Genomic DNA, 23,829 nt, shown 5'->3' on the forward strand with positions numbered 1-23,829 from the left:
CTGAACAACAGCCATGGCTCAAAAAATTCGTGACTGCCTGAGTGTGGCGGAGTTTGTGCCGGTGGATTTCACTTCTCCGGGCTGGGAAAGTGAACTGCTCCAGCGGGCGCTGTTGACCTACGAGTTTGGGGATGTGTTGCAGCGTTTGAGTGAGCGCCTGTTGGCTCCCACACCGGCCGGGCACCGGGCGTCACTGCTGGTCGGCCCGCCGGCCAGTGGAAAGTCGTTTCTGCTGCGCCTGGTGCATGCGCTGGCCCGGTCTGCCGGCCGACCTCTGGAACAGGCGGCGCGGCGGCTTCAGGACATCCATGCCCAACTTGGTTCCCGGCGCTGGCACGTTGTGAGCATCTATGGGGAGCAGGTCAGCACCTCGGAGGTGACCCTCACGCCACTGGACTACCTGGGGCGTTTCATCAGCTACACGCTGGCTTCCAGCGACTCAACAGGAGTCGGGAGCAATCTGACAGCGGCGGACATTCTGATGTCCTGCCGTGCCATCCCGGATGAGGAAGGCATTGTCGTGATCATAGATAGCCTCGACGATCTGCTGCGAAACCGCACGCCGCGCACGGCCGGTGTCGTGGTGGCGATGCTGGAACTGCTCAGCCAGGTCTCGCGTCAGTTTCCGCTCTGCGTGTATGTCGCGGCAACTGACATCCTGCTCGACAGCGCCAAGGGGCATCGGCTGTCACCCGCGCAGGTGGCGACGCTGCTGGCCAGCCATACAGTTGAATACATCGGGGAAAATGCCATTCCGGCGCTTATTGGCGCGCATCTGCTGACCAAAAATGCCCGGCAGCGCCATGCCGTGGCTCAGGTGCGGGAGCAACTGCAACGCAAGCTGCCGGAACTGCACCTCGACGAACAGCGGCTTATCAACCTCTATCCGCTGCATCCGATGGCGTGGGATATTGGGTCACGGCTGCGCCGCTACCTGGGTGGTTTTTCCTTCCCGGCCTTTGCCCTGAAAGCTGCGGAGCGGATTCGGAATCGTCCGGCGGAAAGCCTGTTTACCGTGGACGAAATGTTCGATGTGCTGGAGCCGCTGCTGCGCGCCGCGCCGCCGCTGGCCCACGCCTTCGAGAACTACGACCAGGCGGTGGAAGCCGTACTGCCGCGCATCAGCCAGGGGCAGCGGCTGCATACGCGCATGCTGCTCAAGGCGATTCTCATGCACTCCCTGGCCGGCATTCCCGCCACAGTGCGCGACCTGACCAATGGCATCCTGTTTTACGATCTCTATGGGCAGAAGCCGACCTACAAGCTGTCGGCGGCGTTGCTTCAGCAGATCAGGGCGCTGGCCAAGAATGTCATCGTCACAGGGGATGACCCGGAGACCCGTGAGTATCGTTTTCCGCTCCATCCGGGCGAAGCCCTGACCAATCTGCTGGATGCCCAGGCGGCAAGTCTGTCTGACCACGATCCGCGCCTCAGCCTGGCGCTGCTGGCTGCAGCCAGTCAGCTCTTTGAGGATTTTCCCCTCGGCTTTGCCGAGGGGGGCGACAAACTGTGGGGGCTACGCTGTACGCACCTGTGGCACATCATCCGCCAGGACGTGCTCGGTGTGATCTGGGAACCGGCTCAGGCGAACCGGGGGAGTGACTACCAGATGCGGGTTCATTTTCCGCGCCGGGTCGGGCAGGCGGACTTTGATCTCGAAGCCATCCGGGCGGAAGACCTGGGCGTGCACTGGTTGCCGGGCGCGCTTGATACTGAGGATGTCTGGGCGCTCAAACGCCTTGTGTGTCTCTCTGATCCAACCCTGCTAGGGGGCGTAACGCCGACGGACGAACCAACGCAGCGCCTGTTTGAGGAAGTGCGCCAGGCCGGTGTTGCCCTCTTTCGCCGGAAGTACCTGACCGAGGGCCGCTTCGTCTTTCGGAACGGGACGGTCAGCGATGTGCCGCTGCCCGTCCGCCCGGAACCCTGGCAGATGTGGGAGTGGCTCCTGCCGTTGATCTCGCCGGTTTCGCCTGAAGGCATGCCGGAGGCGCTGTCTCTGGATGCGGCGCTGTGGATTGGGCATCTCGTGGCCCCGACGCGCCAGCGCGTGGAGATGTGCATTCCCGACGATCTTGACCGGGCACTGGCGGAACTGGGCGCGTACTACCATGCCTGGCGGCAACGCGATCTCTCCAAAGCCGTTGAAACGCTGTCTCAGGCACCGGAAGAAGCCACGGATATCTGGGAAGCCATCCAGGTCATCCGCCGCTTTGACCGGGTGGCGGCGCACGTCCGACATGCGCTGATGCACAAATCCATCGCCGAAGAAATGGAAGAAGTGAGCCTGCTGTTTGACAGCGATCTCGATGCGTTCTGGCGCGACCGGGCAACACTGGAGGCCGTCTATAGCTACAGTCAGGCGCAAGCCAGTTGCGAAGCGAAGTTGCGTTACCTCAACGAGAGCTTCCCGACCAACAATCCCGTTGCCGAGCGGATTCGCTCCACGTTCAAGCTCCGGGGGGCGCCGCCCTGGCAGTTGTTTTATCCGAACAACCGCAAGCAGGTGGATTTGGCCTTTGGTGCGTTCCAGCCGGTGTACGCCGAGTTTTACATCCTGCTCCACGCCAGCGCGACTCAGTCGAATGTCATCGAACCGCTCTGTACGCGCCTGGTTTCCAGTCCCGAATGGCGCAACCTGGAAATGCTCACCCAACTCAGCATCAGCCGGCAGGACTTTCTCGTGGACGCCATCAACGAAATCTCAAACCTGTATCAGATGGTGTGTACAGAGCCGGTGGAAGACATCCTGCTCACCCAACCCAAATGCCGCTGTGGGTTTGCGCCGGAAGAAGCCGGCCGGCTCAAGCTGGCGGAGGAACGGGCGCTGAGTCTGGTGCGGCGTGGGCTGGAGATTCACCGCGACATTCTCCGTGGCCAGCGCGATGTGATTCGGGACCGGCTCAAGCGCCGCCGCCAGCAGGTGCCGCCGGAAATCATTCACACCATTGCCGCCCTGGTGGGCAATGACGAGATGCCGCTGCTGGATGATAGAACCATCGCGGTTCTGAATGAGGTGCTGGAAGCGTGAGGCCAACCTCTTGCCAAATCCAGTCTCTTGTCTGGCGGTGACCGGAAAGCCTATGGTCAGAACGGAACGGACCTATCTCGGCAAGCGCGACATGATTTTCGGCTCGCGGTATATCACCCAGACGGATGATGACCGGGTTGAGTACCGCTACATTGTCTCCTGTGGGGAGAGTTACCTGTTTGAGATCATTGGAGATGATGTCTATATCGTGGCCGAAGGGGGCAATCTGGATGAGTTTGAAGCCTATGCCCGCTATCTGGCCGAGGTGGTCTATCCGGGGCAGGCACTCCGCTCTCCCGAAGACCCAACGCAGTCGGGCGCACTGGCTCTGCCGCCAGAGCCACAGGAAGGACCACAGGAACAGATGAACCGCCAGGAACCAGGAGAAACCAAGGCAGTATTATGAAGCTCATCACGGCCATCATTCGTCCCGAACGTCTCCCAGAGGTCAAAAATGCGCTGTTTCGCATTGGTGTCACCGGTTTGTCCGTCCACGGTATCCGGGGACACGGCGGTGAACCCGAAATCATCGAGTATGTTCGCGGACAACGCATCGTGGTTGACTTCACGGAAAAAGTCGCGCTGCGCATTGCCGTTTCCGAGCCTTTCGTGGAACCGACCATCACGGCCATTCTCACGGCGGCACGCACTGGGAACGTGGGCGATGGGAAAATCTTTGTTCAGCCCCTGGAGCGGGTCATCCGCATCCGTACCGGCGAGGAAAATGAAGCGGCCCTGACGCCGCTCACCGCGGACGAGGTACAGGCGCGGGCGCTCCAGGAAGCCTCTGGCCAGACAACTTCCGGGAAGACAACCGACCATTCTGAGCGATAGCACTTTGGGTAAAGCGCCATGAACGAGACAGCGATTTCATCCGGTGATACCGCGTGGCTGCTGGTTTCCACTGCGCTGGTGTTCCTCATGACGCCCGGGCTGGCCTTTTTCTACGGCGGGCTGGTCAGCCGGCGGCACGTGCTCAATACCCTGATGATGACTGTCGGCGCGCTGTGTGTGTCCGCCGTCATCTGGGTACTGATAGGCTACTCTCTGGCCTTTGTGCCCGGCGGGCCGCTGGTGGGCGGACTGGCCTGGGTAGGCTTTCAGGGAGTAGGCGACGCACCCCAGTCCGATTATGCCGCTACAGTGCCTCACCTGGCATTTGCCGCTTTTCAGGGCATGTTTGCCGTCATCACCCCGGCGCTCATTGCTGGTGCCGTGGTCGGGCGCATGAACTTCCGGGCCTTTCTGCTGTTCGTTGCCCTGTGGTGTCTTGGGGTCTATGCCCCGGTAGCGCACTGGGTGTGGGGCGTTGGGGGATGGATTCGCGCTTCCGGGGCGCTGGATTTTGCCGGTGGCACCGTGGTTCACATCACCGCCGGCTGTGCGGCGCTGGTGGCCGCCGCGCTCGTCGGCGCGCGCGCGGATGTCAAGCGTGCGCCTTTGCGTCCGCACAACGTGCCCTTCGTCCTGCTGGGGGCGGGGTTGTTGTGGTTCGGGTGGTTTGGTTTCAACGCCGGTTCGGCGCTCACGGCAGGCGGCCTGGCCAGTCTAGCCCTTGTGACCACGCATCTGAGCGCGGCGGCGGCCGTCCTCATGTGGCTGGCTATCGAAGTCTGGCGCACCGGGAAAGCCACGGCTGTGGGCGCGGCGACGGCTGCGGTTGTGGGATTGGTCGGCATCACGCCGGCGGCAGGTTTCGTGTCACCGTTGGCAGCTCTGGTCATCGGTGGTGTGACCTCGGCCGTGTGCTATGCGGCGATCCAGTGGCGCAGCCGCCTCAGCCTGGACGACACCCTCGATGTCTTTGCCTGCCATGGTGTCGGCGGCATGTGCGGCGCTTTGCTGACCGGCGTCTTTGCCCGGCAGTCGCTCAACGAAGCCGGGGCGGATGGTCTGCTGGCTGGCAACCCGAAGTTGCTGCTGATCCAGTTGATGGCCGTAGCGGCCACGCTGGCCTACACCCTGGTCGTGACGTTCGTTCTGCTGAAGCTCGTGGGTCTCATTGTGCCACTGCGCCTGTCTCCGGCGCAGGAGCGGGAGGGAATTGACCGGTCGGTGCATGGCGAAGCGGCCTATCACGAGACAACTGGCGATGATTTGTTTGACCTGGGCGCGGCTTCGGACAACCTTGACCCGGCCGTGATGTAGTCCTGGGGGTGTCCGGCGTGACCGGGCGCTGTCACTTGTTGTGAAACCGTAGCCTGGTGGGTGTTTTGTGGAACCTCTCGCGCGACTTCTCCCAGAGCTGATCCGGCTGTCCAACGGGCAGCCGGAAGTGCTTTCGGCGGCCTGCTGCGCGGCCTGGGCGCTGTCGGTCGGCGACGCCACGCTGCGGGCCAGCCGGGCGGTGGCGCTGACCGACCGCACGTTGACCGTTGCCGTCCAGGACGCCCGCTGGAAACGCCAGCTCGAAGTGCTCGCCCCTCAGATTCTGTTTCGGCTCAACGGTCTGCTGCGGCAACCGCTTGTGACCCGGATTCACATCATTGTGGACAGAAAGTTCGTGGCGGCTGAAAACCGGCGGCCGGCTCCGGCAGCCCTGCCGCCCGTCACCCTCCCGACAGAGCTGGTGGAGAGTGCCAGCGTCATCCGCGATGAAGCTTTACGCGCCCAATTCCTGCGGCTGGCCGCAGCCTGCTTTGCCCGTGACCGTCTGGCGGAAGGCTCCTGACCGGGTCCGCAGTCTCTCCGCGGCCTGTGTCGGCAAGGTGTCGTGCATCTTCCGTGGCGAAACGTAAACTAAGGGAAACATCCGATTCCGGCTTTTCCAGTCTGGGCGGCCAGCGGCAAGCCCTCTGTACCCATGTTCGTTTGCGCTGTTTGCCAGTATGCACTTGAGGATGACCTGCGTGTTCCTGCTTCTGCGATTTCCCACGTTTCGCGGGATATGCTGCATCTCAATCTGCCTTACTGGGATGAGCGCGAAGGCATCTGCCGCGACTGCCTCGACCGTTTTACCCATGCCCGGTCACGGGTAAGTCTTTATCTGCCCACTCCCGGCGGAACATCTCTGCCCAAGTTCAAAATTCTGCCCACCCCCCTGCGGCTTGGGGCGAGTCCCCGCTACACAGGCCGCGGTGTGACCATTGCTTTTCTGGATTCGGGCTTTTATCCGCACCCGGACATCACCCAGCCGGTCAACCGCATTCTCCACTACCACAACGTGTTGACGCGGCGGGCTGACCCTGCCGAGTTGGCCACGCCGGATGACTCCAGTTGGCATGGTTTGATGACCTCGGTTGTGGCGGCGGGCAATGGCTTCCTGTCCAAGGGGCTGTATCGCGGGATTGCTTCGAGCGCGAAACTGGTGCTGGTCAAGGTCGGCACCACCCGCCGGATTTACCACGACGACATCCGGCGTGGTTTGGACTGGGTGTACCGCCACCGGCACCGCTTTGGTATCCGCATTGTCAACATTTCCTGCGGCGGCGATTATGAAGCCTCGTACCTGACGGATCCGCTCTCCCAAGCGGCCGAACGGCTGGTCAAGGCCGGCGTGGTGGTGGTGGCGGCCAGTGGCAATGCCGGACACCAGCGGGAGCATCCTGTCCTACCGCCGGCCAGTGCTCCGTCGGTCATTGCCGTCGGCGGTTTTGACGACAAAAACACCCTCGACCCCAACGAACACGACGTGTATCACTCCAGTTACGGCGTGACGGTGGACGGTCTTCAGAAGCCCGAAATCATTGCACCGAGCATCTGGATTGCCGCGCCCATTCTGCCGGGGACGCCGACCGCCCAGCAGGCCGCCCTGTATGAGCAACTCAGCCGCGCGCCGGATGGCGAACTCCGCGCCATTCTGGCCCGGCACACCGGGATTGACGCCGAACTCGATGCCGCCGCGCACCTGGAGCCGTACCAACTGCGCCTGCTGGTGGAAGGCAAGATGCGCAACGAAAAGGTCATTTCCGGGCACTACAAACACGTGGACGGCACTTCATTTGCCGCACCGATTGTTTCTTCCATCGTGGCCCAGATGCTGGAAGTCAATCCGCGCCTGACGCCGCAGCAGGTCAAGCGCATTCTCATCCGTACGGCGCGGCGGTTGCCCAACATCGAAGCCGACCGCCAGGGGTGGGGCGTGGTCAATGCGCGGCTGGCCGTGGCGGCCGCGCTCAATGGCGGCGACATCCTGCCTTCAGGGCACGACTTCCACCTCAACGGGCTGTGACCGTTCGCTTTCATTCCCGAACACATCCACGGCCGTGACGAAGTAGAGATAGACCCTGCCGCGTACGCCGGTCAGGTCCTGGAAAGTCGTACGCTGGATGGGGGTGGGCGTCAGCCGGGTCGGTGGGTCATTCGTGCCGCGTTCGCGGCGATAGATGATGTAGCCCCGCAGGTCCTTCTCCGGGCTTGACGGAAAAAAGAGATTGACGATGCCGGCCGCGGAAGCGCCGGTCACGTTGGTTGGGGCGGCCGGCGGGAAGGTGTCCACGGGGCGGACCCGTAACGCTGGCGACGGGCGGCTCTCCACTGGCGCGCCCTGAACGTAGCTCACCGCCCGCACGACGTACTCATACTCCTCGCCAAACGTGAAGTCCGTCTCAGCAAACTGGGGGGTGGGCAGAGGTGCACTGTTGCGCCGGGATTCCACGGCGCTTCCGGCAGCGCGCCGATAGACGTTGAAGCGCACCTCCGTTGCCGGAGAGGCGTCAAGGTTCTGCTCCGGCGGTTGCCACTGAAGACGGATGGCTTCCTGAGTGACTGCGGCCTGCAAATCGCGTGGCGGCTGCGCCACGGACAGCGCCGGATAGACCAGGGCATATCCCGACAGGGGAGACGGGCGCCCACGGGCATCCACCAGCCGGATGGCATACCGAATCCGTTTGTCTTTCCAGCTTGTGTCTTGGGGGTCGAAGGCATCCGCGTAGGCCGGCCCTGCGCCGGAAGACAACTCCTGACCGGTAAGCGACCCGATAAGCCGCGCGTCCTGCACAAAGCGGTCTTCCGGCAGCGCCAGCGGGGCGTTGCGGGGTTCAATCCGGCGCAGAATATCGGCGCGCGCGGCCCGGTCGGTGGCGACAAAGCGCACCACAATCTGGTCGCCGTACTGGGTTGCAGTTGGCTCACCGGCCGCCGCCAGCGTGAAACGCGGCGGAGGCACGGGCGGCCCGACTTTGGCGCAACCGGCGCTGCCCAGCGCCAGCAACAGCCCGCTCCAGGCCAGCCAGAGCCGGACGGTCTGCCGCCAGCCCAAGTGGGGCTGCAACTCCCCGTCAGAGGATGTACTTGCTGAGGTCTTCATCCTGCACGATGTCGGCCAGAACCTTGCGGACGTATTCGGCATCCACGCGGAAGTGCTTGTCTTCCAGGTCGGGCGCCATGAAGGACACCTCATCAAGCACCTTTTCCATCACCGTGTGCAGCCGGCGGGCACCGATGTTTTCGGTGTTCTGATTGACGGTGTAGGCAAAGTCGGCGACGGCTTCAATGGCATCTTCGGTGATCTCAAGCGTGACGCCTTCCGTTTCGAGCAGGGCAACGTACTGCCGGATGAGTGAGTTGCGCGGCTCGGTCAGAATCCGTTTGAAGTCTTCCTTGGTCAGGGGATCGAGATTGACGCGGATGGGAAAACGTCCCTGAAGCTCCGGGATGAGGTCCGAGGGTTTCGAGACGTGAAAGGCCCCGGCGGCAATGAACAGGATGTGGTCCGTCCGCACCATGCCGTAGCGCGTGTTGACCGTCGTGCCTTCGATGATGGGCAGGATGTCGCGCTGGACGCCTTCGCGGGAAACATCGGGGCCATTGCTGTTTTCGCGGCCGGCAATCTTGTCAATTTCATCCAGAAACACGATACCGGATTCCTCGACGCGCTCGACAGCGAGGCGCGCCACCTGATCCATGTCCACCAGTTTTTGCTCTTCCTCCTGGGTCAGGTACTCTACGGCCTCCCGTACGGACATGTTGCGCACCTTCGTGCGCGTTCCTGGAAACATACCCGGCAGCATGTCCCGCAGGTTGATGTCCATTTCCTCGATGCCCTGGGGCGTGATGATTTCGATGCCGGAGGGAAAACCACGTTCCTTGACCTCGATTTCCACAAGCCGGTTGTCGAGCCGGCCTTCACGCAACTGCTGGCGGAGTTTTTCGCGCGTCCGCTGGAAGGCGGCTTCATCCTCCGGCGCGGCGGCCTCACTGTCACGGCGGGTTGGGAGCAGGATGTCCAGCAGCCGTTCCTCGGCGTTCTGGCGGGCCTTTTCCCCGATTTCCGCAATCTTTTCCTCCCGCACGAGGTCAATGGCAATGTCCACGAGATCGCGGATGATGGATTCCACATCGCGCCCGACGTAGCCGACTTCGGTAAACTTCGAGGCTTCGACCTTCAGAAACGGCGAGTTGGCCAGACGCGCCAGACGCCGGGCAATTTCGGTTTTGCCCACGCCGGTCGAGCCAATCATGATGATGTTCTTCGGAATGACATCCTGTGCCAGGTCAGGCGGTAACTTCTGGCGGCGGATGCGGTTGCGCAGGGCAATGGCTACAGCCCGCTTGGCAGCGGCCTGACCGACAACGTACTTGTCGAGTTCCTGAACAATTTGGCGGGGCGTCAGATCATCGAGGCGAGGCGTGTCTTCAACCGTGCCGGGGAGGTAAATGACCATGGGTGTCAAGCGGGCGGGATCAGAGGTGTTCTTCCCATCCTGAAACGGTAACGGGGCAGTGGGTCCATGCCCGTGCACATAATCCGATTGCCCGGTCTTGTCAACAGACGGGCGGCGGGAACAAAACCGTCTGGAAAAGGATTCGTTGAACCGCCCGCGCGCCGTCAACCTCACGGCTGGACGTTCTGCAACCAGGTCGGAATGGCCGCCAGCATTTCGTCGCGCACGCGGCGAAAGTCAGCCAGGTCATCCGTCTGGGCCGGGTCAAAGAAGCTGTGGTGCAGTTTCCGGCCCGAACCCAGCCATACCGGACAATCTCCGGCGGCCGCGTCACAGACGGTCACAACCAGATCAAAGGCCTGATCCTGAAGCTCATCGGCGTGTTTGGAGCGCCCCGCGTGCCGGATACCGATTTCTTCCAGCACGGCCAAGGCTTTGGGGTGCACGTAGCCGGCAGGCCGGGTGCCGGCGCTGAACGCCTGCCACTCACCGGCATACCGGGCATTGACGATGGCTTCCGCCATCTGCGAGCGGCAGGAGTTGCCGGTACACAAAAACAACACCTTTTTCACGGGGTTTGCCTCCTGGTTCGTCAGTGTCGGCTGTCAATGTCGCCGTTGCAGCATGAAGTCGGCGTACATGTCGAGCAGCTTCCGGTGCGGCCCGGCCGGTAGGACGGACAGGTGCTGCTTGGCGTCCACCAGATAACGGATGGCAAGGTCGCGGGCAAAGGCAATCGAGCCGGTTTCTTCGAGCAGGGCAATGGCTTCGGGCAACTCTCCATTGAGATCGCGTTTCCCCAGCAACTCCAGGAAGCGGCGGCGGGCCGCGGGCGATGCATGCTGGAGAAAGTGAATGACAATGAGCGTCTTTTTGCCTTCACGAATGTCAAGACCGAGCGGCTTGCCCAGACGTAGCGGGTCGGCCTGCAGGTCGAGCACGTCATCCCAGATTTGAAATGCTGTGCCGATGTTTTCCCCGAAGGTCGCCATGGCTTGCAGATCGGCTTCGTCGGCGTCCGCCGTCAGCATCCCGAAGATGCAGCTTGCCCGGTACAGCGCCGAGGTCTTGCGGGCGGCCATGCGCAGGTAGTCTTCAATGGTCAAATCCAGGCGGCGCTCGAAATAGAGATCGTCAAACTGCCCGTAGCACATCTGTTTCGCCGTCTGGCCCAGGATGTGCACCATCCGCAGGGCATGGTGACGGATGCGGGAGGCCTGCTCGACGGCTTTGGCATAGAGCAGATCACCGACCAGCAGGGAAAGGTTCAGTCCGAAACGGGTGTGGAGCGTGGGGCGGCCGTGCCGTTCAGGGCTGCCATCCATCATGTCGTCGTGGATGAGCGAGAGATTGTGCAGGTACTCCACGGCCAGTGCCGGCGGCAGGGCCGCTTCCAGTGTGCCGCCCGCCGCCTCGGCCGTGGTGATGACCAGAAACGGACGGAGCCGTTTGCCCTTGCCGTCAAACAGGTGCAGGACCGCCTGACGGAGTTCCGGCTGTGTGACTTCGCTCAGGTCCTCGGCAATTGCCGTCTCGACGAGGTGGGCAACCGTCTGAATCCGCTCGACAAGCGGCGCGAAGGTCGTTGGCAGGGAAAGACCGGGCGGTATGATGGACAATCCATTGGTGGTCGGCACCGCGTTGGCGGGCACATGCGTCATGATGGGCGTCTCCCGAAAGAGATTCGACTGGGACGCTCACCCGCCGGGAGGCTGGGCGGGAGGCGGCGGGCGTCATCCGAAATTTTGGGCGATACGTTCAAGTCCGCCAGGCGCCGTTCGAGCCGTTGCCGCTCGAACGGGCTGACTTCGGGGAAGTCACGCAAATAAGCGTGGTAAGCCTGATGCGCTCCCTGCCGGTCGCCGGCATATTCCAGCGCGCGTCCCAGCCAGGCGGCGGCGGCGCGGCGCAGTTCGCGGTCTTCCGCTGCATTGGCGACCCGTTGAAAATGTTGGGCGGCTTCAGCATAGGCGCGCTGACGGATACACAACTCACCCAGCGCCTGAACGTCCTGCCAGTCGGTGTCGTCCCCGGCCGTCGCCTGGCGGAGTTCCTGTGTGAGCAGCGCAACGGCCTGGTCTTCAGCCGCCAGACGGGCCCGCCAGAAACGACGGACCAGCCACGGCCCAATCCGCTGGGCCACCCACCAGGTGAAACGCGGGTAGCGCAGGGCAATGCGCGTGATGACCGTCACGACTCGCATCTTGAGAGTTGTCATGAGAGTGACCTTCTTTTGAGCTGGCGATGCGGGAACGTGTCGCGCCATCCTATATGAACCGGCCGGATGTACCAAGCCAGCCAAGGCTACCCTTCAGACGTTGCTGACACGGCTGGCCGGAGCTGCCTGGCCGCCGGTTTCAAACGCAAGGCCGAGGGGGTGCAAACCCGTCCTCGGCCCGATTCGTGTCGGTTGTCCCGACTCCCTAAGTTTTGACGCGCACCGCAACCCCCCAAGCGTCAAGAGACTTGAAAACTCCCCCCGGAGTCGTCGTTCCAAGCCTCCAAACAAGAGCGACGCGCGCCAAGCTCGCAAATACCTCTGAGCGCCGGGCCGTGTCACCGTTGCACGGCAGTGTTTGGGTCGCTCACAGGCGGAAAGATATGGAAAACGCTCAAAGCGGTCAAGTCAGTTTGTAAGACTTTTTCCGAGGGCTTGGCTGCCGGTTCGGACTGTCTGGCTCAAGTGGCGTGAAATCAAGATTTTGTAAGTTTGCTGGAGAAGTTGGGGTGACTTGACCAAATGCCTTCGATGGCTGTAGAGTAGGCGCGTTCCCAGTTGGAAACGTTCAAAACGTTCACCCTTGTCGGAATTGGGAAATCCGGCGTGCCGCGTTCAAAACACACCATCCAGCCTGTCACCGCCCCACAACAGACCTATTCCACCGCCGAGGTTGCCCGGATGTGGGCCGTCAGTGAGTCCTCGGTCAAACGTTGGAGCGACAGCGGTGCTCTGGCCTGTATTCGGACACCAGGCGGGCACCGGCGCTTTACCCTGCAGGCGTTGCTGGATTTTCAGCAGGCCGGTGGTGTGCTGCAGCACAGCGGTCGAGCCAGCACAGCACCTGGGCAGGGCGACGAGGTGGCAGCAACAGATGCCACGTCACTGGAGGAGGCGTTGGCGGCGCGCGACTGGGCGGCACTTCAGGCGCGGTACTACGAGGTGGCAGTGGCGGGTGACGAACCGGCCGGCGTGGCATTGTTGGAGCGGGCTTACCGGAGCGGGATACCGGTGGTGGCGTTGAAAGAGCACGTGTTGACGCCGGTGCTGCACCTGATTGGCGAGCGGTGGCGGCGAGGGGAACTCAATATCTGGGAAGAACACCTGGCGTCGCAGGTGACACTGGCGGCGACCGAGCATCTGCACCGGCAACTGCCGCGCGCGCCGTTCAACGGGCGGCTGGCACTGTGTGGTTGCCCGGAGGGCGACCTGCACGAAATTGCCCTGCATCTGGTGGTGGAACTGCTGGAAGTGGAAGGGTGGCGGGTGCTGTCGCTCGGGCCGAACACGCCGTTGTTTTCGTTTGCCGATGCCGTCCGGCGGTTTTCACCCCAACTCGTGTGTATTTCGGCGACGATTGTGCACGATCTGGAGCGGCTGCGACGCGACTACGGAGACTTTTACCATACGGCGCGGCAGCACGGAGCGCGGATTGTCATTGGCGGCGCGGCGTTTGCCGATCCGCAGGTGCGGGAAATTTTCATTCACGACTACCAGGCGGCAGGACTGACGGATTTTCTCGACTACCTGCGGCGTGAATTCCCCACATCGGATGTCAAACCCGACCAACTGCGAAAAGCCCGGTGAAAGCCAACGGGCTGGCCGTCCCCGGCAGACAACCGGGGCACACCGCGGTAAGGTTTCTCACTTGGATTTGCCTTTGGGTTTATCCGTCGGTGGTTTGCGCGTGAACGTGTAGTTTCCCTGGTTGACGTTGGCAATCCAGACCTCAATGGTTTCCCCGATGGGAATGTCTGGCGGTGGCTCACCTGCAAATTGACCAAGCAGGTCGTCGTCTGTCTTAAACTTGATTTTCCCTTTGCCGCTGGGGTCTTCCACACGTGTCACCGTGACTTTGTCGTGCTTCCGGTAGCGAGGTGTGGGAGGCCCTCCCGTGGTTGTCTGTGCTGGTTGGTTGCCGGGCCGGAGCAGGCGGCCATAGCCGGCACTGGTTTTGCCGCCGACACCCCACTCCTGAAGCGCATCCACCAGGAGCGATTCCGCCAGTTCAGTCCAGTCTGCCGGGCCGGAAAGTGCAAACAGAAAGTGCGTACCGGGGCGTACCGTGAGAAATGAAACCGGATTGGGGCTGCTGTAGTCATTTGGCCAGTGCTGCCCCAAGTCATCGTAGTAGGGTTTCTGGTGGACGGTCAGCACATCCAGCGCGAAGGGTTTGTCGTCCTGGGCGTTCCGCGGCACGTAAAGCGCATCGTGAAAAGTAACAAGCCCGGCCACCGCTCCGGCATCAAAGCCGTGTTTACGAAACAGATCGTCTTCATCGGCATCCGGCGCGCCAAAAAGCGCCCGGTACACAGCTCCTGGACCGCGTTTGATGCGCTTGCCCTGCCAGAGCACACCTTGATACTCGGCGCGTGTTTGTTCTTCGCCGGTTTGTTCCCAGGGCCAGCAGTGGGGATCACTCGGACCAAAAACAGCCGAGACATAGTGGGCAAGCAGCCCTTTGAGGGCCGAGCCGGGAATGACCGGCACGCCCCAGGTGTGGTGCACCGTCAGGCCGACATCTGTAGCGCTGGTGTTGCCATGACCAATGAGCAGGCGGCTGACCAGCTTTAGCTCGAAGGTACGGTCGCCGGGGGCTGAGAAGCTGGCTTTCCACCGCGCATAGCTTCGAGCGTAGTCAGCAGCAATGGCCATGTCGGCAATCTGCCTAAGCCATTCGGCCCGCTCGCTGTCGGGGACTTTGCCGTCTTTCCCGACTGGTGCCCAAACTTCGTATGCCAGCCCAAAGTGCTCAGGAACCTGCTTGTTTGGTAGGGTTTGGCGCATAGCAAAGCTCCCGCTGCCTATTCAAAAGTTGCCTGGACGGCGCGTTTGAGCCACATCGCCACCTGGAGCATGTCACGGGTTGCGATCATGTAGGCATCAGCATCGAGTTCACGCACTCGTTGGGCAAGGTTTTCAGCCGTAACGTCTTCAAGACCAATGACCTCTGCACCGGCAACGTGTTCGAGCAGCAGCGTCCCTTGCTTGCCAAGCCGCTGCACGGCGGCAATGGCCGCACACAAGCCACTGCGCAGGATGTTGGCCCCAAAGTCGTTCACCGCAATTTTGTAGTCTTTCTGGGCATCCTTCGGCACTTGGCCGACGACGGTGTAGGCGTAGAGCGCCCGTTGCTGATCCCGAAACAGCCGTTTTTCAGCGGTTGCTGCCATAGGCTTACCTCACGATGTTGCGCCGGATGTATTCCGCCACCAGCGTGCACTGTTCGCGTCCCTTGGCCGTGGTCTCGACCCGTAGCGGCAGTGGTGGATCATCCCCAAAGCACACCCCCAGTACGCCGGAAGCTTCGTCCAGTATCTGTACCTTACGATGGCTTCGCGCCTGGTTATGGCTTCGCGCCTGGTTGTCGTACCGCACCTGTTCAACACATGCGAGCGCACAGAGGCGTTGGACCACCTTCTCCCAGCCTGCCGGGCGATGGTGCGCTACTTTTGAGACCTCATCCTTGTCTTCGGGCAGGCGCGCACTGTTCGGCGGCCAGGTCGGTGGTTCGGTGCCCTCCCGTGCCTTGGCTGCTTTGAAAAGCAACTCGCCGGCTGCGGAGAGGTAGGTGTTGCCGTCTTCTGCTTCCTCGACCAGCGTACGCAACGCCGGGGTAGCTTTCAGACGCGACTCAACTTCATGGCTTGGGCGCGGTGCGTCATCAATCCACTCGAAAAAATCCCGGTGGTTCGTAACGAAGTAGGTGTCCCAGGTCAACGGCAGTTGTGGGAGGCGTACGAGTTCGCGGTGAAGCTCGTGCATGTACACAACTTCGGCGCCGAGCAAGGCTCCCACAAGATTGAGAAAGGCAATTTCGGCTTTGAAACCACCCGTGGCGCACAGGATGGGTATTTGGCGTTGGTCGCGGGCCTTCTTGATGGCGCGAATGGCTTCATTGACCAGTGACTTGAGTCCGGCCGTGAAACGGTCAGCGCTATAGCCTAACCCGGCAATGGTTTGCACGCCGGTTGTGACCTTCCGGGACGTATAAAAGTCCCAGAGCACCCTGGTACAAAAACGGCCTTCGTCGGTCAGTGAGCCAAACAGGACGAGTTCATCCCCCTCGTCAATCTCCATGGCGCGGAGCGTGTTGGTTTCCGCGCTGGCCCTGGTGAGATCAGCCTGGCGAAGCCAGGCGAGCACCTCGTCGTGAGGGGGCAGTGGGTTTCCGGGCTGCCAGCCGCTCCACGGGCGTTCATCCCGGTTGGTGAGCAACGAAGTTCCAACACTGCAAATGATGGTCCGGTACATGGCTTTGTGGGGAAGTGAAAGGGTTTCAGTTTGTTGCCAGGTTGACATTAGACCGGGATGATCCGGCACCGCCCACGTCCGATGGTTGCCTTGCCGCCAAACTGAAGGATGGTTTCTTTTGGTAGCGCAAAGTCCAACACGGCATCGGGCGTCATTTCCGTTTCCGGCCGCCGACTGCGGTCGGCAGCCAACAGTCCAATCAGCAGCGTCTCCGGCGGCAGGCTTTCCTCAAGCCAGAGAGCACCTTGTGCAACGGTTCGCGTGGCGTCATCCAGACGTACCCGCGCATCCACCTGCGTGGCGGTTTCCCAGAGGAAGGTCAGCGTGTCGTCGTCCACAACGACGAAGCGGCGGGTGAACAGGTCGTCTTCGAGCGCGGCCAGGGCGGCCAACCGTTGCGCCCAGGTTTTTACGTCGGCGGAGGATTCGGCCGGCAGGTCAATGTCTTCCAGGTACAGCCGTTTCTGATACACGCAAACGTTTTCCGAAGCAACCTGCGCGCTCCGACCCGCCATGTGCGGCACCGGAAGCTCAGACGCCACCAGATCACGTTTGGCGAGTCTGAGCAGCAGCGGCGAGCTGACCCAGGTAAATGTCCCGCGAAAGCTGCGTACCGGGAGCGCCAGCAAGCGGGCATCGCCAACGATGAGCGCGCCAGCGTGGGCCGCCGGGTCGTCAGAAGGTCCAAAGACGGCTTCGGTGCGCTCATAGTCCACTTGCCGACACGCATCCCGCAGGACGCCTTTGATGGATGAACCGGGCACAATCGGTATGCCGGTGGCTTTCATCCGGGCAATGGGCAGGTCAATCACGTCGGCTGCATGGCCGGTGCCGGCGTGCAGCGGAGAGAGGGCATGCAGGAGAAACGGTCTGGTCTTCATACCTGAGCCTCGCTATGGCGTGGGCTGTGTGGTGTTTGGAGTTTTGGGCGTGGGATGCCAGATGCCGGGCACAACCCGGCCAAAGCCTTCTTCCGTGCGCGCACCAAGTGCCGCCAGCCACAGGGAACGGGCGTGGGCCGCGTCAAAGGGCTGTTCGTCAACCCGCTCGAAGAAATAGACAGCTCCGGGAGCGACCATACGCGCCGTTGGTTTGGGCGCACCCTTGCCGCTGTGGGCCGCTCGGTTCCAGCCCGATACGTGAAGTGGCCGTGGCACAAAGGCCGCCCGGAGCACGAGGTCATGGGGAAGGCCGGGCAAGCGCCCGACGTACTGACCATCGTGTTGTTCAAAACCATCTGGGAGCCAGCCGCGTGCGAAGGCAAGCGGCGTAACGGCAATGATGCGCAGTCCCCGGCTGCCTGCCTGGAAGGTTTCAAGCAGGCGCGCCGGCGGCGCAAACAGGGTTTCAGGCAAGGTCTCGATGCGCACAAGCCGCGAATCCGAGCCAAGGGTGGCTACCGCATCCACTGCGCCGCCCGGCAGTGTGACTTCGACGCCGATGGCCCACTCTGCATGAAGCTCCAAAGTTTCAAGCACATCGTGCGAAAACAGCAGGCCGTCATCGGTGGTGAGCGTTTCGGGACGGATACCGACGCGCGTTTGCACGCGCCGGGCCGTGGCCGGAAAGGGCTTTTGGGCGGAAACCGGCTGTCCCGTCAGCCAGGCCACGAAATCATCCTGCCGCCACCACCGTGGCGATGGAAGCGGCTTGCCAGCTTCTTCCAGCGCCGGACGCCACAGGGTTTCCCGTGCCGCATCATCATCCCGGCCAAGGGTTGGCACATGGCTTGGAAGCGGTTGCAGGCGACAGACTTCAGGGCGTCCGGCAAGCCAGAGCGCATCCAGCGGGACAGGCCAGACCAGATGGGTCGTGTTCCAGTCGGTATCCGGTGGACGCCGGAGCGTCAGCATCCGCCCCAGTTGCACGGCTGCTGTCTCTTCCAGCCACGTTCTATGGTCGAAAAGCTTCCCGGAGACGGCTTCTGCTGTTCTTCCCCACGCTGTACGCAGGGCGCCCAGGATGGTCGAAGGCCACGGCCAGTCAAGCCCATGCCCACGACCGGAAGCGCTCGTGTACCAGCCGCGTCCGTCCTTGCAAAACAGCCCATCGCGCGGCAGCAGGGCGAGGTAGGTGTAGGTCGTCATGCCGATACCTCGTTCGCCTTTGAACGGCCTTGTTTCCGGGGAAGGGCCCGCGCAAAGGTGCGGGCAACCAGCAACCGCTCGACCCACTCACGAACGCAGGCATGAAGGGTCGGGTAATCAGTGGCGTGGTCAAGCTGCAAACCGACATCTTCCGGTGCAAGCCCGCCCTCTTCGGTACGCGCCAGCGCCCGGCGCACTTCTGCCGCCAGAACCCCTGACCAGCTATCCGGTGTGCCCTGGACGGGTTTGGGGAGCCGTTCCAACAGGTTGGCAATTTCGTAAACCTTGCGCGATGAAAGCCGTTGGGCGAGCAGTTCCGTTGCCTTGTGCAGAAGGGAAGCCGGCCCGTCATCCCAGCCTGCCCGCCAGGCGTACGTGTTGCCGGAGCGCTTTTCCACAATGACAGCCAAGGCATTGCGGATGTCCTTGGCCAGCCGCTCGGCGCGGCGTCCAAGCGCCAGCAATTCACCCAAACTCTCCAAAAGATGCCCAATGCCGAGGCCAACCGAGAGTGTGGGGCAGGGAATGATGTCAGCGCAGGCCGAAGCCATAGCTGTGGCAAAACAGTTGCGGAGGTCTTCTGCACAGGCCAGGGCTTCGGGCAGCGGCAGAAACGCCAGAACGTCATCGCCGCCGGCATAGACCAGCACGCCCCGGTGTTGTTGTTCGACAATCTGGCGCGCCTGCTGGGCAAATCCGGCCAGCGCGCAGGAAAACGTCCGGTGGTCGGCCGCCGAAGTCAGGCTGCTGATGGCCCGGCCCATGTGGTCTCCATCGGCGACCAGGCAGGCCACGTAGGGATATGGCTCGCCGACCTTCCGAAGCACCGGGCTTACATACTGGCTGCCCCAGACGTTTGGGTAGCCAGGAAGGCCCTGCTCTTCAAAGAGCGTTTTCCAGCGGTTGGGGAAAAACACACTGGCGTCAAAGGGAAATGGCACCGCGCACGGCAGGTCGCGCCGCGATACGCGGGCAAGGCCAATCTCCCTGCAGCCTTCTCTGAGCGCGTCAAGCTCGGTTTTTGCACATTGATCGGCACACGCGATCCAGGAAGCCAGAGCAATGTTGACCACAGCTACAAACTGGTCTGGCTCTCCGCCAGCGCGTTTGACAAGGCCAACCGCATCGAGCTGCTCGCCGTCCGTAATCCGATACTTGTGAACCAGCTCGGAACGGCGTTGCTCTGGTGGCGCCAGTACGGTTTCCCGTCCCCCGTCCAGGCTTGACTTGGGAACGTTGCCGCGCTGATGGCGCCAGGCAGAAAAATCGCGGAGCAGCTTGCGGCCGGCAACGGCCTGCTCAAGCTGCCGGCGGGTGGTGGCATAGTTGCCAAGCGGCAACCAGCTCGCCGTGAATTCGAGCAGCGTTTCGATCTGTTCGTTCCACAGGTCATCCGTCAGGTTTGGCGTCAGGAGTTTGGCACACTTGGCTTTGACGGGTGCGGCAGGGTCGTCCCGCCAAAAACACATCACCGCCTCGCGCACGGTGCGCGCCAGAGCTTCCGGGTCAGTCCCGGAAGGCACCTCGGCCAGCAGTTTGTTGGGAATGTTCTGGGGCGGCTGTCCGTTTGGCCGAAGCGGGGCCAGGCAGGGAGCAAGTTCGGGGTCGTTTTTTGCCAGCGCCGGAAAGATGAGCTGGGCGTCGCCGCCCACCAGCGCACGGGCCGCTGCGCGTCCCAGCTCGGAAAGCATGTGGCTTCCGTACCAGAGGTCGCGCGTGCGTCGCGCCTGGGCAATGAAGTCCTGGACAGGGCCAAGCGTCACCAGAAGCAGGTGGGCGGTCATAGCGCTACTACCGTTGTTTGGTGTTTCGCGCGAAGCCAGTCAAAAAACGCCTCACGCAAGCTTTGTTTGCCGTCAAGGACGGAAAACTGCGGTGTGTCGCCCGGAGCAACGAGCTGATCAAAGGGAGCGGCACTGTTTTCCACACTGCGCAGGAAGACTTCTCCCGGCGGGTACGCCCGGTTGAGCCACAGGGCACATGGGACAAATTGACCATTGGCAAGCGGCAGGGCTTTGACGATCAGAGGGCTGGCGAGGCGGTCATACTCTTCCGTTTCGTCTTGCTGTTGGTTGTCTCCCTGTTGGCGACGCCAGCGCAGCTCAAAGCCATCCGGTTCGTCATAGTGTTTCCCATTGCGCCCCTGCTTTTGGAACTGTCCGATGATGGGCAGCCCGAAGCCGGCGCGCGGCCAGACAGGAATCTGATTATGCCGAGGTGGGTGGCTTTGAGTCTTCCCCGTGAGATGCCGCACCTTGTCGGCTTCGGGCCAGTTGGAAATGGATGGGCGGTTAGGTTGTGTCTTGCCAGTGCCCGGCTCACGCGCACGTTGGCCCGGCGGGCCATCTGTGCCCTGCCGGAAGTGCCTGAGCCAGTCAAGGGCAGTTGTCCAAGCCTTCTCGGCTTCTGGCACTGCTTTTCCGATGTGAAGCGTAGCGCCGGCCAGCCAAGGGACATCCGTTGGGCTTTTGCCCGGTGCAGCAAAGATGTCCCGCCCGAAAAGGGAGCGGAACGCTTCCCTAAGCCCTTTTCCCTGGTCTTCTTCCTTGTCTGGCATTTTGGGAAGCCATTTGTCGGCTGCTTCGATGAGTTTGAAGCTGCCCAGTCCACGGCGCGTACGGCTGCCATAGCCGCCGAAAAGAAGCCAGGCACGCAGGGTAGCCCGGATTTCCGCTTCATAATGCGCTGGGACACGAAGCGTCAGGCGAAACCGTGTTCCGGGACGGCGGCGGGGGGCGGTTGCCTGATTCTTGTCTTTGCGCGCCGGCCAGAGCGCATAGGCCCCGACCGTTGCCTTGGCTTCTTTGGAGTCGTAAAGCTGAATGTCGGTGGTATCAACCTGTCCGGGGTGCGTGACGTGAACGCTTATCTCGACCGCCGAGCGGCCGCCGTGCTCGTCTGCCGCCCGCCCCCAGCGTTCGCTTTCGTCCTTATACAATGCGGTTGGGCAGTCATACTGGTGGGCATACAGCGCGCGCCACCAGAGCCGCAGGTGTCCGCGTATGGTGGCAGCCCGAATGATGTCAACCGCGTCAATGGTGCGGGTTTGCGGGCTGCCGCCCAAGATGGGTGTGACGACCTCGATCGGAAGGGCTATTTCGGCAGCATCCGGTGGTCGCCTGAGTTTGAGCAGACTGGCGTATGTCGGAGCCTTGTTTTCCATCGTCGGTCCTGGTTGATGGCGGCTTGGGTAACTTGAAAGGACAGTCTAGGCGGCCCACAAAAGAAGCCTCCGCCCCTTCCGGCCAGCACGCCTGACGGCTGCTTTTCAGGTTGAAACCGTTATGTTTTCGGGCTTTTTCTGCCAGAATAGCATGGCTTTCTGCACCTCGCATCACGCTTTTTCGTTCAGGAAAAACATCTTTTGCCGTGGGCAACACCTCCGCTGCCATCCTCTGCGGGTGTCCAGCCGTCACCAGCCAGTGGGCGAAAGCCGGGGGCGCATCGGGCAGAGTGCTCTGTCGGAGATTGCTGCCGTCATTTCCATGTGGCGACAAGTTCGGTTAGATTTACGGACTGCAACCGCGCCTCGCCGGAGGCGTATGATGAGTTCCAGGCTTCTCCCTGCGCACATTTTGGAGTTTCACCGCCATGTCAGCTTCACGCCTTGCCCTATTGCTTTCAGGCTGCTGTCTCACGGTCGGTTCCCTTGCGGCCCCGGCGTTTTCCCAGCAATCACCCAAGCCACGGGTCGAGAAGCCCCAGCCTGCCGCCTCAACCTCAGCTCCGGCACCGGCCAAAGTGTCCCGTGAGCAGCGCATCCAGGCCTACGAAAAGTTCCTTCAGGCGCGACGCTACATTGCCCAGGCCGACCCGCTCAACGCCATTGCCGCCTTCAAGGAAGTGCTGACGCTCGATCCCACGGCTGCCGCGGCCCACGTCGAGTTGGGCAATCTGTATCTGGAAGGACGCAACCTGCGGGATGCCGAATATCACGCCCGCCAGGCCGTGGCGCTCGATCCCGAAGATGCCATGGCCCACTGGCTGCTCGGACGGGTGCTCTTTTCCCAGTCCATCGGCGCAGCACTCAACCGTGAAAAGGCTCGCGAAGCCGTTGCCGCCTTTGAAACTGTTGCCAAACTGGACGCCCTCAACCTTGAGGTGTACCGCTTGCTCGGCCGGCTCTACCGCGATTTGAACGATACTGAAAACGCCCTCTCCGCCTATGCCAAACTCATCGGTGCCAATCAGGGCGGGCCGGAAGAGTTTGCCGCCGCCACTGAGCTGTATCTCCGCAAGCGACGTTACCGGGATGCCGCTAACACGGCCCGCCAGGCCTACATCCTGAGCGGTGAAAATCCCCAGTGGGGCTACCAGCTTTCACAGGCCCTGCTGTATGCTGGCCAAACCGCCGAGGCCATTGATGTTCTCAAGGAACTGCTTGAAGAAAACGGCAACAACCTGCGGCTCATCCTCAGCTATGCCGAGGCCCTCATGCGCGGCGGACGCTACGCTGAAGCCGAACAGCAGGTGCAGCGCATTCTCTCCGAACGCCCCAACCATCCTGAAGCCCTCTCCATTCTGGCCCAGGTGCAACGGCGCAGCGGGCGGCGCGAAGAAGCCGTCAAAACGCTCCGCCAGGCGCTGGCCGGACAGGACGTGACGGAGACGCTCGCCCAGCAGTACGCCCTGGCTGAAACCCTTGTGGAGTTGGGGCGGACTGAAGAAGCCGTGGCCGCTTACGAATCAGCCCTGCGCAGTGTCTCCAATCCCGACAACACGGTGAGCGAAAGCCAGCGGGAGCGCGCGGAACTCATCCTGATGCGGATTGCCAGCGCCTACAAGGCGGCCGGAAAAGTCGAGCAGGAACTGGCTACTTACGACCGCATGCGCCGCCTGCTCGGCAGTGAAAGCACCCTGGCCGACCTGCTGCTCATTGAGTCGTTGCGCAATGAAGGGAAACACGAAGAAGCTCTCAAGGCGGCTCGCGCCGCCCGGCAGCGCTTTCCCAACGAGCGCCAGTTTGTGTACCTCGAAGCCCAAGTGCTGGCCCGCCTGGGACAGGTTGACCAGGCCCTGAAAGAGTTGTCCAAGGTTGCCGAAGAGACCGACGACGCCGGCGAAGTCGCCCAGATGAAAGCCATCGTGCTCAGCGACGCCAACCGCTTCGAGGATGCCGAACGCCTGGCGCGCCAGGCCGTGCGCTACGACGAGAAAAACATCGCTTACCTTGTCACCCTCAGCTCCATCCTCGAACGCCGCAAGCAGTATGCCGAATCTGAACAACTGCTGCGCACCGTGCTGGCACTCGACCCGGACAACCCCACCGCCCTCAACAACCTGGGCTACTTCCTCGCCGAGCGCAACGAGCGCCTCGATGAGGCCCTGGCCCTTGTCCAGCGGGCAGTCAACATCGAGCCGACGAACAGCTCCTTTCTCGACAGCCTGGGCTGGGTTTATTTCAAACAAAACCGCCTCGACCTGGCCCGGCAGTACATCGAGCAGGCCCTCAGCTACGACCGGCGCAACGCGACCCTCAACGATCACATGGGGGATGTACTGGAGCGCCTGGGCGATCTGGAAGGTGCCCGGCGGTACTGGAAAATCGCCCGCAGCCTGGCCACCGACCCGGAGGACATCAACCGGATTGACGCCAAACTGCAACGCGGACAAACGGCTGAAACCCAGTAAACC

At 62.1% G+C, this 23,829-nt stretch carries 20 protein-coding genes; 8 read left to right on the forward strand and 12 right to left on the reverse strand.

Annotated features, from left to right (window positions below):
* Positions 1-13: 13 nt before the first annotated feature.
* From CABTHER_RS00775 to CABTHER_RS00800, 6 genes are all read left to right on the forward strand, one after another.
* Positions 14-3,031: a DUF6079 family protein gene (locus CABTHER_RS00775; RefSeq protein WP_014098669.1), complete on the forward strand. Its 3,018-nt coding sequence runs from the start codon at positions 14-16 to the stop codon at positions 3,029-3,031.
* Between the two features lie 52 nt (positions 3,032-3,083).
* A complete protein-coding gene (locus tag CABTHER_RS00780) occupies positions 3,084-3,437 on the forward strand; it encodes a hypothetical protein (protein WP_014098670.1) in 354 nt (117 codons plus the stop codon).
* A complete protein-coding gene (locus tag CABTHER_RS00785) occupies positions 3,434-3,865 on the forward strand; it encodes a P-II family nitrogen regulator (protein WP_014098671.1) in 432 nt (143 codons plus the stop codon). Before CABTHER_RS00780 ends, CABTHER_RS00785 begins: the two co-directional genes overlap by 4 nt.
* 18 nt (positions 3,866-3,883) lie before the next feature.
* Positions 3,884-5,179 carry an ammonium transporter gene (locus CABTHER_RS00790; protein WP_014098672.1) on the forward strand — a complete coding sequence of 432 codons (1,296 nt, stop codon included), beginning with the start codon at positions 3,884-3,886 and terminating at the stop codon, positions 5,177-5,179.
* Between the two features lie 67 nt (positions 5,180-5,246).
* The gene (locus tag CABTHER_RS15205) at positions 5,247-5,702 is read left to right on the forward strand and encodes a DciA family protein (RefSeq protein WP_014098673.1); all 456 of its coding nucleotides are present in this window, start codon (positions 5,247-5,249) and stop codon (positions 5,700-5,702) included.
* Positions 5,703-5,918: 216 nt separating this feature from the next.
* Positions 5,919-7,202 (forward strand): S8 family serine peptidase, encoded by a 1,284-nt coding sequence (locus tag CABTHER_RS00800; protein ID WP_014098674.1) that lies wholly within the window; start codon positions 5,919-5,921, stop codon positions 7,200-7,202.
* Here the strand turns inward: CABTHER_RS00800 and CABTHER_RS00805 are convergent.
* The 5 genes from CABTHER_RS00805 to CABTHER_RS00825 all read right to left on the reverse strand — a co-directional run bounded on the left by CABTHER_RS00805 (position 7,170) and on the right by CABTHER_RS00825 (position 11,854).
* Positions 7,170-8,279, reverse strand: coding sequence for a fibronectin type III domain-containing protein (locus CABTHER_RS00805; protein ID WP_148263871.1), 1,110 nt, complete (start codon positions 8,277-8,279; stop codon positions 7,170-7,172). The genes CABTHER_RS00800 and CABTHER_RS00805 overlap by 33 nt on opposite strands.
* Positions 8,251-9,636: an ATP-dependent protease ATPase subunit HslU gene (gene hslU / locus CABTHER_RS00810; RefSeq protein ID WP_014098676.1), complete on the reverse strand. Its 1,386-nt coding sequence runs from the start codon at positions 9,634-9,636 to the stop codon at positions 8,251-8,253. The genes CABTHER_RS00805 and hslU overlap by 29 nt, the downstream gene beginning before the upstream one ends.
* A gap of 170 nt (positions 9,637-9,806) precedes the next feature.
* Positions 9,807-10,208 (reverse strand): arsenate reductase ArsC, encoded by a 402-nt coding sequence (locus tag CABTHER_RS00815; RefSeq protein ID WP_041569025.1) that lies wholly within the window; start codon positions 10,206-10,208, stop codon positions 9,807-9,809.
* Positions 10,209-10,241: 33 nt separating this feature from the next.
* Positions 10,242-11,297, reverse strand: coding sequence for a polyprenyl synthetase family protein (locus tag CABTHER_RS00820; RefSeq protein ID WP_014098678.1), 1,056 nt, complete (start codon positions 11,295-11,297; stop codon positions 10,242-10,244).
* On the reverse strand, positions 11,294-11,854 hold the full coding sequence (locus CABTHER_RS00825; protein ID WP_148263872.1) for a tetratricopeptide repeat protein: 561 nt from the start codon (positions 11,852-11,854) through the stop codon (positions 11,294-11,296). The genes CABTHER_RS00820 and CABTHER_RS00825 overlap by 4 nt, the downstream gene beginning before the upstream one ends.
* Positions 11,855-12,460: 606 nt before the next feature.
* Between CABTHER_RS00825 and CABTHER_RS15210 the strand changes: the two genes are divergently transcribed.
* Positions 12,461-13,441, forward strand: coding sequence for a MerR family transcriptional regulator (locus CABTHER_RS15210; protein ID WP_148263873.1), 981 nt, complete (start codon positions 12,461-12,463; stop codon positions 13,439-13,441).
* A gap of 57 nt (positions 13,442-13,498) precedes the next feature.
* Here the strand turns inward: CABTHER_RS15210 and cmr6 are convergent, their stop codons facing one another.
* The 7 genes from cmr6 to cmr1 are packed head-to-tail and all read right to left on the reverse strand — an operon-like array spanning position 13,499 to position 21,358.
* Positions 13,499-14,641 carry a type III-B CRISPR module RAMP protein Cmr6 gene (gene cmr6, locus CABTHER_RS15215; RefSeq protein ID WP_014098681.1) on the reverse strand — a complete coding sequence of 381 codons (1,143 nt, stop codon included), beginning with the start codon at positions 14,639-14,641 and terminating at the stop codon, positions 13,499-13,501.
* Between the two features lie 17 nt (positions 14,642-14,658).
* Positions 14,659-15,027, reverse strand: a complete 369-nt coding sequence (locus tag CABTHER_RS00840; RefSeq protein ID WP_014098682.1) for a type III-B CRISPR module-associated protein Cmr5 — start codon at positions 15,025-15,027, stop codon at positions 14,659-14,661.
* Positions 15,028-15,031: 4 nt separating this feature from the next.
* On the reverse strand, positions 15,032-16,108 hold the full coding sequence (locus CABTHER_RS00845; protein ID WP_187288390.1) for a putative CRISPR-associated protein: 1,077 nt from the start codon (positions 16,106-16,108) through the stop codon (positions 15,032-15,034).
* A 47-nt stretch (positions 16,109-16,155) separates the two neighbouring features.
* Positions 16,156-16,989, reverse strand: a complete 834-nt coding sequence (cmr4, locus tag CABTHER_RS00850; protein WP_014098684.1) for a type III-B CRISPR module RAMP protein Cmr4 — start codon at positions 16,987-16,989, stop codon at positions 16,156-16,158.
* Between the two features lie 12 nt (positions 16,990-17,001).
* Entirely contained in the window at positions 17,002-18,195 is a 1,194-nt protein-coding gene (locus CABTHER_RS00855) for a type III-B CRISPR module-associated Cmr3 family protein (protein WP_014098685.1), read from the reverse strand.
* Positions 18,192-19,979 carry a type III-B CRISPR-associated protein Cas10/Cmr2 gene (gene cas10 / locus CABTHER_RS00860; RefSeq protein ID WP_014098686.1) on the reverse strand — a complete coding sequence of 596 codons (1,788 nt, stop codon included), beginning with the start codon at positions 19,977-19,979 and terminating at the stop codon, positions 18,192-18,194. Before cas10 ends, CABTHER_RS00855 begins: the two co-directional genes overlap by 4 nt.
* Complete coding sequence (gene cmr1, locus CABTHER_RS00865; RefSeq protein ID WP_014098687.1) at positions 19,976-21,358, reverse strand: type III-B CRISPR module RAMP protein Cmr1; 1,383 nt, start codon at positions 21,356-21,358, stop codon at positions 19,976-19,978. The genes cas10 and cmr1 overlap by 4 nt, the downstream gene beginning before the upstream one ends.
* Before the next feature lie 428 nt (positions 21,359-21,786).
* Between cmr1 and CABTHER_RS00870 the strand changes: the two genes are divergently transcribed.
* Complete coding sequence (locus CABTHER_RS00870) at positions 21,787-23,826, forward strand: tetratricopeptide repeat protein (RefSeq protein ID WP_014098688.1); 2,040 nt, start codon at positions 21,787-21,789, stop codon at positions 23,824-23,826.
* Positions 23,827-23,829: the final 3 nt, after the last annotated feature.

This window comes from Chloracidobacterium thermophilum B, from assembly GCF_000226295.1.
In the GTDB taxonomy this organism is placed as follows: Bacteria; Acidobacteriota; Blastocatellia; order Chloracidobacteriales; family Chloracidobacteriaceae; genus Chloracidobacterium; species Chloracidobacterium thermophilum.